This window comes from Paenibacillus sp. HW567, from assembly GCF_000374185.1.
In the GTDB taxonomy this organism is placed as follows: Bacteria; Bacillota; Bacilli; order Paenibacillales; family Paenibacillaceae; genus Paenibacillus_AQ.
In genome coordinates this window covers 515,185-528,964 of the sequence record NZ_KB910518.1, presented here as the reverse complement: position 1 = coordinate 528,964, position 13,780 = coordinate 515,185, and the positions used below count along the sequence as shown (strand labels likewise).

7 protein-coding genes are annotated in these 13,780 nt (G+C 55.7%); 2 read left to right on the top strand and 5 right to left on the bottom strand.

Going from position 1 to position 13,780, the window contains the following annotated elements:
- Positions 1 to 7: 7 nt before the first annotated feature.
- The 4 genes from B212_RS0102575 to B212_RS0102560 all read right to left on the bottom strand — a co-directional run bounded on the left by B212_RS0102575 (position 8) and on the right by B212_RS0102560 (position 9,154).
- Entirely contained in the window at positions 8 to 745 is a 738-nt protein-coding gene (locus B212_RS0102575; RefSeq protein ID WP_019908764.1) for a glycosyltransferase family 2 protein, read from the bottom strand.
- Entirely contained in the window at positions 742 to 1,791 is a 1,050-nt protein-coding gene (locus B212_RS30595) for a glycosyltransferase family 2 protein (RefSeq protein ID WP_019908763.1), read from the bottom strand. The genes B212_RS0102575 and B212_RS30595 overlap by 4 nt, the downstream gene beginning before the upstream one ends.
- Positions 1,788 to 2,636: a glycosyltransferase family 2 protein gene (locus B212_RS0102565; protein WP_019908761.1), complete on the bottom strand. Its 849-nt coding sequence runs from the start codon at positions 2,634 to 2,636 to the stop codon at positions 1,788 to 1,790. Before B212_RS0102565 ends, B212_RS30595 begins: the two co-directional genes overlap by 4 nt.
- A gap of 398 nt (positions 2,637 to 3,034) precedes the next feature.
- A complete protein-coding gene (locus tag B212_RS0102560; RefSeq protein ID WP_019908759.1) occupies positions 3,035 to 9,154 on the bottom strand; it encodes a WIAG-tail domain in 6,120 nt (2,039 codons plus the stop codon).
- A 304-nt stretch (positions 9,155 to 9,458) separates the two neighbouring features.
- Between B212_RS0102560 and B212_RS0102555 the strand changes: the two genes are divergently transcribed.
- Both B212_RS0102555 and asd read left to right on the top strand, forming a co-directional pair.
- Positions 9,459 to 10,553, top strand: a complete 1,095-nt coding sequence (locus tag B212_RS0102555; protein ID WP_019908757.1) for a YheC/YheD family endospore coat-associated protein — start codon at positions 9,459 to 9,461, stop codon at positions 10,551 to 10,553.
- A 90-nt stretch (positions 10,554 to 10,643) separates the two neighbouring features.
- Positions 10,644 to 11,435, top strand: coding sequence for an archaetidylserine decarboxylase (asd, locus tag B212_RS0102550; protein ID WP_019908756.1), 792 nt, complete (start codon positions 10,644 to 10,646; stop codon positions 11,433 to 11,435).
- A 447-nt stretch (positions 11,436 to 11,882) separates the two neighbouring features.
- Here the strand turns inward: asd and B212_RS0102545 are convergent, their stop codons facing one another.
- Positions 11,883 to 13,751 (bottom strand): FAD-dependent oxidoreductase, encoded by a 1,869-nt coding sequence (locus tag B212_RS0102545; RefSeq protein ID WP_019908755.1) that lies wholly within the window; start codon positions 13,749 to 13,751, stop codon positions 11,883 to 11,885.
- Positions 13,752 to 13,780 lie beyond the last annotated feature (29 nt).

Genomic DNA, 13,780 nt, shown 5'->3' with positions numbered 1-13,780 from the left:
CAACATTTCAGATGAACTGTGCCGGGTCCACATGCCATTTATCCATAAAAATTTTGCGGTTGCGCAGCACCAGCTCCTGAATCTCGGAGGAGTATACCTCCTTGAAGCTGGCGCTTCCTTCATGATGCACCAGGCAATTCCCGGCAATCAGCAGCCTGTAGCCCCGCATCCGGGCACGATAACAGTAATCATCGTCCTCAAAATGACCGGGGGAATACCGTTCATCCAGGAGGCCGATGGCATCCATCAGCTCTCTTTTGAATAAAAAACACAAGCCCACCAGACGCCGGATCTCGATCCATCCCGCAGCACCCTGTGCATGTACCGCCATTGCTTCGGCATGATAGCCCGAAATATCCGTATAGGCAGTTTCCACCCGCTGCCGCCCGCTGGCATAGTTCGTCACGGGACCTACGATGCCGACATCCGGCGCACTGTACAAGGCATTCTTCAGGTTATCGAGCCAGTTATGCGAGACAACAACATCATTGTTCAGCAGCAGCAGCTCATCACCCGAGGCGAGCTGAAGCCCCAAATTGCAGGCAACGGGGAACCCCCGGTTCTCGGGAAGTGAGATAAAAGCCAGCTTATTGTCGCGGCAATACTCGTCCGTACCGTCCTGTGAACCATTGTCGACCACGATAATTTCATATGGCGTCCCGGTGTAGGCCCTGATTGATTCGATGCAGGGCCGCAGCAGCCTGAGCCCATTGAAGGTCGGGATAATAATACTGGTCAGCGTCATATTCTGTTCCTCCACGCAGCCATTTGCCTCCGCTGCTCCAGCAGACTCTCTCCGGTCACAAGCCCGTCTGCCTCCCGCTGCATAAGAACCTTGCGCAGCGCTTCGGCATGATCGCCGGCAATCAGTTGCTCCATGGCATTACCCGCGCCTGTATTCCCTTGGCGAATCCGGTTATTCGTGATGACATTTACCGTCCCCGCCTTCTCCACCCGCAGCTTCTCCATAATTGAAATGGCCTGCGCTTTGGGGGGAACCATCAATTCACGGTATCCGATTCTCTCCAGCGCATGGCGGGACAACGCATGAGGGACTGCGGTCATGGAGCTGACGCCGAGATCACTCCGGCCCAGCACGGCATTGAGGTACATTTTGCAGCGGGTGACATCATCGCTTAATTCGAACGAAGGCAGCAGTGCATCCAGATCATTTAGCGCCACATCGACACCGTCATCTACTGCGGCGGCAAAAGAGACCAACTGTGATGCGGGAATGGTCATATCACCGTCCAGAAACAGCAGAATATCCCCCCGGCTAAGCTTGGCTCCAAGCGCCCGCCCCACATCATGCCCGGCGGATTCCGGGCAATGTATGACCGTGGCTATCTTGCACAGCCTGGAGTGCTGAAAGCTGTTGTCGGTGCAGCCGTTCAGCACCACGATGATCTCGGCCGGATTCAGGCGCATCACCTGCTTCAGCAGGGGGGGCAGCGTTTGCTCCTCGTTGCGCGCCGAGATAATCACTGATAGAGTGCCGCGCAGACTTGGCAGACTCTTCTCCTCCCGGCGGGGAACATGAGCATTGCCGGCGTCCGTTGCTCCGGCGGCTGCCCTGCGCCGGACGGCAGATTTGAGGGCGGCGGCTCCCGCGTTGGCCCGGCCGGCAGGACGGATAGCCGCAGCTTGCGCCGCCTTCCGGCGGCCGGCAGCCTTGGCTCCGGTACGGCTCCGCCGGGAGGGTGCCGCACCGGCACGGCGGACGGGAGATTTGGCTGTCACGAATGCCTTCGGCTGCGGGCCGGATGTTGTCTTGAGCGCAGTTGCCATCATCTCACCATCTCCCTCCGCCGGCTTCCGTCACTGAAGCCCGCTCTGTCTCCTGTGCGCTCAAGCAGCAGGCCGACAGCATCCGTATGGTCCCTGAGAATCACCTCCCGCAAGGGGTCGGTGCCTCCTCTCTTACGGCGAACGGCGTTCAGTTTCCCGACAGGAACATTGTGCACTGCCTTTACAAGCAGCCCGTCAAGCACGGCCTGGGCGTAGGCCAGCGGCGGACGGGATAACAAAGAGGCTCCTAGTGTATTAAGCGCTCTGCGGCTAATCGCATGGGGAACCGCCGTCAGCGAACAGCCTTGTAAATCCGGGCGGCCAAGCATGATGTTCAGCGCATATTTGGAGAGCACCACAGGATGGGGGAACTTGCTGCGCACCGGTCCGGAATAATCATTTAATGCCACGTCTACTCCCCGTTTGACTGCAGCCACGAACGGGCGCAACTGGGAAGCGGAAATGGGAAGATCTCCGTCCGTGAAGAGCAGGACTTCACCCTTCGCTTCCTCCGCGCCGAGACTGCGGCCGACATCGTGTCCAAGCGGCTGCTCGAAGCTGATGACGCGTGCTCCCAGGGACAATGCAATCTCTGCCGTATGATCGGCAGAGCCGTTAACAATCACAATAACCTCACAGCGGGGATGGACTCTCCTCGCCCCGGCAATCACCTTGGCAATCGTTCCCGCTTCATTCATCGCCGGAATAATTACCGACACATAAGGCTCGGGATGATTCCCCACAGGGAGCGGTGCGGCTGGCCGCATCGGCCGGGAAGTCCGCCGTGTTGTTTGCGAAGCCCGCCGCCCCATGCGGCGGGCAGAGGTTCGTTTGTTCTTCAAGCTCATCCACCTTCCTTGCAGGGCATAGCCTCCGGGCTGAGGGTTACATCACAGTCTATGTAATCGGCTGGTCCGGGTAACGGCCAATGTCTCACTCCGTACAGAAATTTGGACAATTGCCTGTTCTTTGGCGAACCCCCAAGCAGGCCGGCCTTTGGCGGAAACAACTGACAGCATGAAGGTGCGGCTGCACACCATACTTGATGAAGGGCGGCACCTGCTTCAGCTAGAAACAAAGGCGGATTTATAGCCAGTACTTGTCAGGAACTTTATGTGTGCAGCAGGTAAAGTTTATTGTGACAACAAAAAGAGCGCAGCCAATGGCTGCGCCGATATCACAATAGGAACGGATGCGTCGTTCCTTGAAACTATACCTCTTTCAGCTTGTTCTCTGCTCCAGACGCTTAATCGAACGCCCGGTGATTCACGGCTGGCTTCACTGACGGGGAACCAAGAGCAATCCAGGATAATACGCCATAGAAATACATGGTCTCACGCAGCCGAACTACCTGAATTACCGCCTCTCCGGCCGATCTGCTCTTCAGTGAAGCATGGAAGAACGGCTGATTGGTCATGGCGACGAGCACATAGCCGGTATGACCATAGCTCTCGTCAAAAGTAACCGCCACCTCTACGCTCTCCTCGTCACCGTTGAACATGAACGCCGTCATGCCGAACTGCTGCAGCACCTCGCGGTTTCCTGCACTCTGCACCGGGCTGAAGGACAGATGCTCCGCGTTCACCGAACCAGGCGCCAAATGATCCCCGGTCACCGCGCCGGGAGCAATATGGTAGCTCTGCACGCTCTCTTCTTCCAGATGGCGGGATTGAACGGCGAATGAAGCTATTTTGGAGGCTTCCACCGCTTCATCCTGAAGCTCTGCGCTTCCCACCGCTCCTTCCGCGAGCTTGCCGGTTCCAATACTGCCAAGGGCCAGCTTATCCCCGGTAATGCTGCCATCCGGCAGTTCAGAGGTCAACGTCCCCTCGGCCAGATGCTCCAGCTTGATGATGCCGGGGCTCAAATGGCGCTCTTCCAGGACGCCGTCCGTGAGATGTTCGCCGTATATGCTCAATGGCTGCAAATGCACCGAGTTAACCGAGCCTATCGCCAGCTTATCGCTGCCGATGCTGCCATCCGGCAGCTCGGAGGCCAACGTCCCCTCGGCCAGATGCTCCAGATGAATGCTGCCCGGGCGAATATGGCGGCTGTCCACTGCTGCCGAAGTCAAATGGCCTCCATATATGCTGCCCGGGGCCAGTTGAAAAGAGCTTACCGAACCAGGCGCAAGCTTGCTTCCGGCAACACTGCCATCCGGCAGCTCCGCAGTGCGGACCTCATCCGCCAGATGCTGCAGCTTGATCATGCCAGGGCTCAAATGACGCTCCTCTAGCACTCCATCCACAAGATGCTCGCCTTGGATGCTCCTCTGCTGCACATGCACCGAGCTTACTGAGCCTTCCGCCAGCTTATCGCTGCCGATGCTGCCATCCGGCAGCTCGGAGGCCAACGTCCCCTCGGCCAGATGCTCCAGATGAATGCTGCCCGGGCGAATATGGCGGCTGTCCACTGCTGCCGAAGTCAAATGGCCTCCATATATGCTGCCCGGGGCCAGTTGGAAAGAGCTTACCGAACCAGGCGCAAGCTTGCTTCCGGCAACACTGCCATCCGGTAGCTCCGCAGTGCGGACCTCATCCGCCAGATGCTCCAGCTTGATCATGCCAGGGCTCAAATGACGCTCTTCTAGCACTCCATCCACAAGATGCTCGCCTTGGATGCTCTTTTGCTGCACATGCACCGAGCTTACTGAGCCTTCCGCCAGCTTGCCGCTGCCGATGCTGCCGTCCGGCAGCAAATCTGCGGTGCAGGTTTCATCCGCCAGATGCTCCAGCTTGATCATGCCGGGACTTAAATGGCGCTCCTCTAGCACTCCATCCACAAGATGCTCACCCTGGATGCTCTTTTGCTGCACATGCACCGAGCTTACTGAGCCTTCCGCCAGCTTCTCGCTGCTGATGCTGCCGTCCGGCAGCAGTTCGGCGGTCAGCGTATCCTCCGCCAGATGCTCCAAATGGATGATGCCGGGGCTCAAATGGCGCTCCTCTAGCACTCCATCCACAAGATGCTCGCCTTGGATGCTCTTTTGCTGCACATGCACCGAGCTTACTGAGCCTTCCGCCAGCTTCTCGCTCCCGATGCTGCCATCCGGCAGCAGTTCGGAGGTCAGCGTATCCTCCGCCAGATGCTCCAAATGGATGCTGCCCGGGCGAATATGGCGGCTATCCACCGCTGCCGGTGTCAAATGGCCTCCATATATGCTGCCCGTAGCCAGATGATAAGAGCCCACCGAACCTGATGCCAGCTTAATGCCGCCAATACTGCCGTCCGGCAGCAGCTCCGCGCTGCGGACCTCATCCGCCAGATGGGCGAGCTTGATTACGCCGGAGTTCAAATGCCGCTCTTCTAGCACTCCATCTGTAAGATGCTCGCCTTGGATGCTCCTCTGCTGCAAGTGCACCGAACCTACCGAGCCTTCCGCCAGCTTCTCACTGCCAATACTGCCGTCCGGCAGCAGTTCCGCGCTGTGGACCTCATCCGCCAGATGGGCGAGCTTGATCACGCCGGAGCTCAAATGACGCTCCTCTAGCACTCCATCCGCGAGATGCTCGCCTTGGATGCTCCTCTGCTGCACATGCACCGAACCTACCGAGCCGTCCGCCAGCTTCTCACTGCCAATACTGCCGTCCGGCAGCAGCTCTGCACTGCGGACCTCATCCGCCAGATGGGCGAGCTTGATCACGCCGGAGCTCAAATGACGCTCCTCTAGCACTCCATCCGCGAGATGCTCGCCTTGGATGATCTCCCACTGCAAATGTGCCGAACTCACCGAGCCTACCGCAAGTTTGCCGCTGCCAATACTGCCGTCCGGCAGCAGTTCTACGCTGCGGACCTCATCCGCCAGATGGGCGAGCTTGATCACGCCGGAGCTCAAATGACGCCCTTCAAGTGCTCCATCCGCGAGATGCTCGCCTTGGATGCTCCTCTGCTGCACATGCACCGAGCCTACCGAGCCTTCCGCCAGCTTCTTACTGCCGATACTGCCGTCCGGCAGCAGTTCTGCACTGCGGACCTCATCCGCCAGATGGGCGAGCTTGATCACGCCGGAGTTCAAATGACGCTCCTCAAGTGCTCCATCCGCGAGATGCTCGCCTTGGATGCTCCTCTGCTGCACATGCACCGAACTTACCGAGCCTTCCGCCAGCTTCTCACTGCCAATACTGCCGTCCGGCAGCAGCTCTGCACTGCGGACCTCATCCGCCAGATGGGCGAGCTTGATCACGCCGGAGTTCAAATGACGCTCCTCTAGCACTCCATCCGCGAGATGCTCGCCTTGGATGCTACTCTGCTGCACATGCACCGAACCTACAGAGCCTTCCGCCAGCTTCTCGCTGCCAATACTGCCGTCCGGCAGCAGCTCCGCGCTGCGGACCTCATCTGCCAGATGGGCAAGCTTGATCACGCCGGAGCTCAAATGACGCTCCTCTAGCACTCCATCTGTAAGATGCTCGCCTTGGATGCTCCTCTGCTGCACATGCACCGAACTTACCGAGCCTTCCGCCAGCTTATTGCTGCCGATACTGCCGTCCGGCAGCAGCTCCGCGCTGCGGACCTCATCCGCCAGATGGGCGAGCTTGATCACGCCTGGCCGCAAGTGCCGCTCCTGCAGTATTCCGTCTATCAAATGCTCCCCGTAAATGCTCTCCTGCTGCACATGCAGGGAATTTATCGCCCCTGCTGCCAGCTTCCCGCCGTCGATGCTGCCCTCCGGCAGCAGCTCAGAGGTCAGTGTCTCCTTAGCCAGATGCGCAAGCGTAATGCTGCCGGAACGAATATGGCGGCTCTCCACTGCATCCTCAGCCAAGTGACTTCCATTTATGCTGCCAGGAACGAGGTGGGATGTGCCTACCGCTCCTTCCGTCAGCTTATTTCCACCGATGCTGCCATCCGGCAGCAGCTCTGCGCTGCGGACCTCATCCGCCAAATGCTCAAGCTTGATTTCGCCTGCACGGATATGATGGCCCTCGACCGCTTCCACCGCCAAATGTTCTGTGTGTACACTGCCTTGAGCAATGTGGAAGGCTTGAATCGACCCATCCAGCAGCTTTTCCCCGCCGATGCTGCTGTCCGGCAAGATGTTACCACTGCGGACCTCTTCGGCCAGATGAGCCAGCGTCACCTCGCCTTGCCCGATATGCCGGCCTTCAACCAAAGCCTCCGCCAAATGCTTGCTCTCAACGCTTCCGGGGGAGAGATGGCGGGAAGCGACAGCCCCCTCTGTCAGCTTCGAACCCGTGATGCTCGCATCCTGTATTTGGATCGACGAGATAGAGCTCGGGTTAATATGACCATTTCCGATAGACATTGGACGTATATGCGCTCCGCTGACACTTCCCGGGGCAAGATGTCTGCCCTGCACCGCTGAGTCGCTGATCGAACTCGGGCCGACCGCACCTACAGACAAGTGCTCTGCCTGAACTGCCGACTCCGCGAGCTTAGCGGCCTCTACACTGCTGTCGGCCAGCTTGAGAGAGGTTACCGATAAATCCCCCAGCTTATCGGTTGAAACACTTTCCGGCGACAGCTTTAGTGCAGTAACTGCATAATCAGCCAGATGATGCGGCTGCACCACACCGGCGGAGAGATGTATTTCCTTAACGGCACCAGTGGCCAGCTTCTCGCCCGATACCGCCCCGTGCTGGAGCGCAGATGAGGTTACACTGTTCTCGCCAAGATGTCTGCGTTCTACCGCCCCCGGTGCCAAATGCTCAGCATCCACTACTGCGCCCTGCAGCACCCGTCCGCTGACACTGCCATCCGCCAGATGCTTCTCCTCTACCGCACAATAAGCAACATGCTCTCCGCTAACCGCTTCCCGGGCCAGAGCAGCTCCATTAACCGAGCCCTGGGCCAGCTTGGCGGCAGTGATACTGCCATCTGCCAGCTTGGCAGAGGTCACGCTTTGCGGGCGAAGATGCTCTGCCGCCACGGACTCGGACGCCAGTTGTTCTCCCGTAACCGCGCCGCTCGCCAGATGGCTGGTAAGCACAGCCTCCTCCTGAAGCTGCACGGAGCCAACCGATTGGGCCGCCAGATGAGAATAATCCACGGACTCACGCTGCAAGTGGGCTGAGGCGATCGCCTGCATGGCGATCTGCGGGCCGCGTACAGCCGACCTGGCGATATGCCGTGTTGCCACCGATTCATCCGCCAGCTTATGGCCCAGAATGCTCTGATCGGCGATTTTGGAGGAGGTGACCGCTTGCTCTACAAGCTGCGCCGTACCTACCGCGCCTTCCGCCAGCTTCACAAAAGAGATACTCCGGTCCGCCAAATGACGGCTGCTGATTTCACCGTCACCAATATGACTGCCGTTCACGCTTTCCGGGCTCAGATGCTGTCCTCGAATGGCTTCCTTGCCGATCTGGCGCGAGCCCACAGCTCCTTCAGCGATATGGCCGCTTTCAATGACGCCGCTCTGAAGCTGTTCCTTCCCAATGAGACGGCCGGCTAGCTGCTCTGGACCTATCGCACCAGGGGCCAGATGCTTCGCTGTGATTGCGCCGTCACTGACATGGCGGCTCTCGATAACGGCATCGCCCAGCTTGGAGCCGCTGATTTCGCCGTCGGCAATTTTGTCGCCGGACACCGCTTCATCAGCCAGCTTGGAATGGTCAATGCTGCCATTCGCCAGATGGCGGCTGACAATGCTGCTGCTCATAATTTTCTCGCCGGTTACTGCCCCGTCCTCCAGCAGCTCCGAGGTGATGATACAATCGCTAAGATGGCGGCTGGTAATCGCCTGATCGGCAATTTGCCCGCCTCCAATGATCCTGTCAGCCAGCTTTTCAGGGCCAATACTGCCATTCTTCAGCTTCTCGCCGCCAATGGAATGATCCAGCAGCTTGCCTCCGCTAACGCTCCCTTCCGCCAAATGCTCACCCGAAACCGATTCAGGGGCCAGCTTAGAAGACGTTATTGCCTTGTCCGCGATGTTGATGCTTTGTACCGCATAATCCTGGAGCCAAGGCGTGCCGATAATGCCAAATTTGAGCTTGGAGCCGTCAATGGTCCGTGGAGCAATCTTCCGGCCGGTAACCGCCCCGTCGGATAAATCATCGGTATACACCGGATGCAGGCGTTCTTTTTCAGGTAAGGGACGAGGCTCCTCTACGATCAAAGGTGCTGCAACCGCCTCAACGGAGCCTATCTCTACTGCCGGTTCCTGAAGCGCCTCCTGAACAAGCAACCCTGGCTGAGCTAATTCCTGGGCGTCGAGCGTACCTACCCCGCTTACCTGCAATAAATCAATTTCTGAATCCTGTGCTTCAGTATTGGCAGTCAACGAAAATTCCTGCACCCTGGGACTGCTATTCAGCATACTAAGTTCTCTTTTATTGGGATCATCCACAAAATATAGCCGTTTCTTCGAATTGCGGTTCTGATTCCTTCTTGAGCCCTTCACAAGCAGTCTCCTCCTTCCATCTGTCTTTTCTAGGCATAATATGCAGCACGGTGGGCGAATGACACCCATTACCTCCAAGGCTGACAAATGTACCTTAGCTTTGCTGAACCCGGGATAACAGATTCATCAAGTGGTTCAGCGGGCAATAGAAGGATAAGTTTAGCGTAAGCCATATAAATTCTATATTTTGAAAAAAGGGCTTCCGCCGCCGCGCATTCGTCCATCCTAAAGGGCGGGTAACCACATACAATGACAGGAGGAAAGGGGATAGCCGAAAACACAGAAGATAACAGGAGGAACAAATATGGGGCAAAAGCTCGTTGGAATACTGCTAAATGCCGCTATGCACCGGGGCGTTCCCCGGTTAAAAACGGGACAGGAGTCGCTGGAGAGCTACGAGGAAGCCGCCGCCGCATACGGATTGATCCCTTGCTTTCTGAAGCTGCCCGACATAGATACGGAATCCGGCTTCAGCATCGCCTATATTAAGGGTCCTCAGGGCTACCGGAGAACTGTCATTCCAACGCCGGACGTGATTCACAACCGGGCCATCTACGATCCAGGCTACCGGGGAGTTGACAGGCTGCTTCGCAGCGGTGTCCTGGTGTACAATACATGCAACCGCTACGGCAAAGATCAAATTCATGGACTGCTTGAGCAAAATGCCATGCTCCGCGGCCTGCTGCCGGATACTTCAGCCGGATTTTCCGGACTCAAGGAAATGATGGGCAGCTATCCGGATCTCATCCTCAAGCCAAGCCGCGGGAGTATCGGCAAAGGCATCATGCGCCTGTCCAGGAGCAGCACAAGCCGCTGGATCTTGAGCTATCTGCCGGACGGCTCAAGCCGCTGGGCCAGTGCAGATGTGAACCCGGAGGCTCTGCCAAGGGCGCTGCGGGCACGATTTGCCGCGATGCCGTATCTTGTGCAGGAGCGCATCCCGCTTGTGGAGATTGACCGGCGGCCTTTTGATCTCCGGGTTACCGTCCAGCGCGGCTGGGGCGGAGATTGGCAGGTAACCGGACTGTTCGCCAAACGGGCCGGTCCCGGCGGCTTCGTGTCCAACATCGCCCGGGGCGGGGAAGCGCTGAATGCATCGCAAGCGCTGGAGCAGGTATTCTCCAGCGAGGTGGCTGCAGGAATCCGCATGTCCGTCCAGACGATCAGCCTCAGCATCGCCCGAGAGCTGGAGCACAGCCTGCCCGGACTTGCCGACATCGGCCTGGATATCGGAATCACCGCAAATGGCCGGATCTATTTCATTGAATGCAACGGACGCGACCAGCGCTATGGCTTCCGCAGAGCCGGGCTGAACGCAGCCTGGAAAGACAGCTACCGGAAGCCAATGGAGTATGCGCGTTTCCTGCTTGACAATCCTTCGCGGTATAACAGTTATTGATTTGTCTTCTATTCTATGTCAATATAATGCAGAGCGGAAACGGTCCCGGCACCCGGGTCCGTACCGCTGCAAGATGGAAGGGAGATGGGCATGGTAAAACAATTGCTGCGGCTGATGACCGAGCTGTCCTCACACAGATGGCTTTCCCGGTTAATGGGGACTTTTTCCCACAGCAGACTCAGCCGTTTTTTAATCCCGGCATTTATTCGGACTTATCATATTCCCGCAGCCGAAGCGGAGAAGCATTCCGGGGAGTACCGGACGCTGAATGAATTTTTCAGCCGCCGCCTGAAATCCGGCATGCGGCCTGTCACCGGCAGCGAGAACGCTGTAGCCAGCCCGGTGGATGCCCTGATTACAGCCATGGGCGAGATTCATTCCGGAACGATTATGAATGTTAAAGGACAGGATTATGAGCTGGAAGAGCTGCTGAACCACTCTCCGCATCTGGAGCTGTACAAAAAAGGATTTTACTTCGTATTGTATCTGAGCCCTACCGATTATCACCGAATTCACTCGCCGATTAGCGGACGCAAGGTGGAGAGTGAGCATATCCGCGGACGGGCCTACCCTGTCAATGAGTTTGGCATGAGACATATGAAGGGTGTGCTGAGCCGCAACGAAAGGCTCATTACTTATATCGCCGGAGCAGGCGGGGAAGCCGCTGTGGTGAAGGTTGGGGCAATGAACGTCAGCAGCATCCGCTATTCCAATGAAGAGGCTGACCATTGGCAGATCGGCGACGATCTGGCCTATTTCGAATTTGGCTCAACCGTGGTGCTGCTCCTGGAGAACGGCAGCTTTACGCCGCGCCCCGGACTCGCAAGCGAGACCAAGGTGAAGATGGGCGAGCTGCTGGGCACATTGCGGCGTCCTACTTAAAGGCTTGACCTTGATAGGCAAAGAAGAGATGACTCAACAAACAAAGCCCCATCCAAAGGTACGCAAGCGAGCCTTGGACGAGGCTTTGTTTTTTTACGTTTACCGCACAAATGTATTGCGTACCCGCTCCGATTTCAGAAAATTCTCTTGAAAGCAGTATATTTAGCGGAAAATATACCCTTCGCCTCTTTCCATTTCTATCTTAGAAACAAGTGGAAACGGCTATGCCGTCCTTAAGAGGACGGTATCCCTTTCAGCGAGAAATAGAAGGGTAATTTATAGCGTGGAACATATAAATTCTGCCCTGAAATTAAAGTTGCTCTTAATCAGTATTAACATTATTTTCAATCCTCAGTGATGCCGAGCAGCGGGTGGAGGTCTTATATTTCAAAAAAACACACGTCCACTCAAGGACGTGTGCTACTGTTAATGCTTAAGCATCTATACTTATTTCAGCTTAGTGGCTACTTCATCTGCAGACAGTTTCCCTGAAGTCAGTGCCCAGGCATTGTTAGCTCCAGACGGAGAGTCATCTCCCATTACCCCGCCAACCACTTCACCTGCTGCATACAGACCAGAGATCACCTTGCTGCTTGTATCCAGGACTTGAAACTGCTTATTCACCACCAGGCCGCCCATTGTTGTAGCAAACCTTGGCTTCTGTTCCACCAGATAATACGGACCTGCACCGATTGCCTCTGTCATGAACTCCGCAGAACGACCGAATTCGGTATCTTTCCCCGCCTTAACGAAACCATTGTAACTGTTAACTGTATTCTTCAGTGTTGCTGGGTCCATTCCGGCTACAGTAGCAAGCGCCTCCACTGTGTCTGCATGGAAGAAATACGGTGTGGTTGAACCGTTGTTCTTAAGCCAGCTTTCCATATCTCCCGCCGAAATTCCGGCTTCAGCCACAGCCGGCTTGAAGACCTCAAAGGTTGCCTGGTCCATCAGCAGGTACAGCATCTTTTTCTGCTGGTCCAATTCTACTTCAAGGATGTTCCGGTTGCTGGATTTTTCATTAACAACCCGCTTCCCGGCTGTATTCACAAGAATCGCGCTCTTTTTGAAGGCAACGATATTTCCTGCAATTGTTGATTTGGCAATACCTTCAGATACTTCCACACCATTCGGATACCGTTTTCCATATTCCATCAGACGGGTTGCTGCATCAATCCCTTTCGAAGTTGCCATAACGATACCATCGCCCGTTGAAGACGTTGGTCCATAATACAGAGCAGCCTTCAGGTCATCAGACAGCAAATCCTTGTTGTTGCCGTAGCCGCCGGTAGCCATGATTACAGCTTTGGTCTTAATATTGTATGTCTTGCCTGTGCTATCCTTCGCAACAACACCAGTAACAGCACCCTTGTCATCTGTAATCAGCTTCTCCGCCCGGGTCTCCATATGCAGGTCAATACCGGACTCTTCCACCTTCTGGCGGGCCTGCTTGGCAAAGCCTTGGCCTCCTCCATCATAAGCAAGCTCACGGTTATGGCTATACTCTGCTAATTTGTGAAGACCGCCTGCCATATCATATTGGATTCCTACATATTGATTAAGCCAATCGGTAGTTGCTCCAACATTCTCTGCGAACAGTCCCAGAAGCTCCTTAACGTTTTTATTGCCCCCATTGACCAGGAAATCCTTCTCAATGCTTTCAGCGCTATCATCGGTAACCCCGGCTTCCTTCTGAAGCTTAGAGAGACCTACAACCTGATTTCCCCCGCTGATTGAGATTGCCCCGCCGATATAAGTCATCTTCTCCAGCAAAATCGTCTTAATTCCAAGCTCATCTGCACGCAGGGAAGCAGCCATACCGGCCGCCCCGCCGCCGATGACAACCAGATCTGCAGTTAGATCTTCAACCTCTGTAGATACTTCCTTTTTCACTTCCTTATTCAGAAGCAGCGGATCTACACCTGCTTGCTTTACACAATCGGTCACTGCCTCCAGAATGGCTTTACTTGTGATACTAGCCCCGGAAACTGCATCTATCTTCAAAGACTGATTAGTAACGATAGCTGCCGGAATCTGTTTTACAGACGCATCGCTAACTCCCTTTGTTTCATTAAAATTTACAACCTTTACATTATCAATACTATGTTCTGAGAAAGTCACTTCAACCTGAACGTCACCGTTTTTTCCTTCGGCAGTTCCTGTATATGTTCCTGCTTTATAGGTAATAGCTTGGGCATTCCCGCTTGCCTTCTCGTTCGCCTTCTCCTTGGTTGTGCCTGAACAGCCTGCGAGTTGTAAGACCATAACCAACATCAGAAATATTGAAAATAATTTTTTCACACTGTTTTCACTCATTTTCTTCCCCTTTTTTTGTTTTCATCTGA

Bases quoted from the DNA above. Each gene is read 5' to 3' on its own strand.
- B212_RS0102575 (WP_019908764.1), bottom strand. From the start codon at position 745: ATGACGCTGACCAGTATTATTATCCCGACCTTCAATGGGCTCAGGCTG.
- B212_RS30595 (WP_019908763.1), bottom strand. From the start codon at position 1,791: ATGATGGCAACTGCGCTCAAGACAACATCCGGCCCGCAGCCGAAGGCA.
- B212_RS0102565 (WP_019908761.1), bottom strand. From the start codon at position 2,636: ATGAGCTTGAAGAACAAACGAACCTCTGCCCGCCGCATGGGGCGGCGG.
- B212_RS0102555 (WP_019908757.1), top strand. From the start codon at position 9,459: ATGGGGCAAAAGCTCGTTGGAATACTGCTAAATGCCGCTATGCACCGG.
- asd (WP_019908756.1), top strand. From the start codon at position 10,644: ATGGTAAAACAATTGCTGCGGCTGATGACCGAGCTGTCCTCACACAGA.
- B212_RS0102545 (WP_019908755.1), bottom strand. From the start codon at position 13,751: ATGAGTGAAAACAGTGTGAAAAAATTATTTTCAATATTTCTGATGTTG.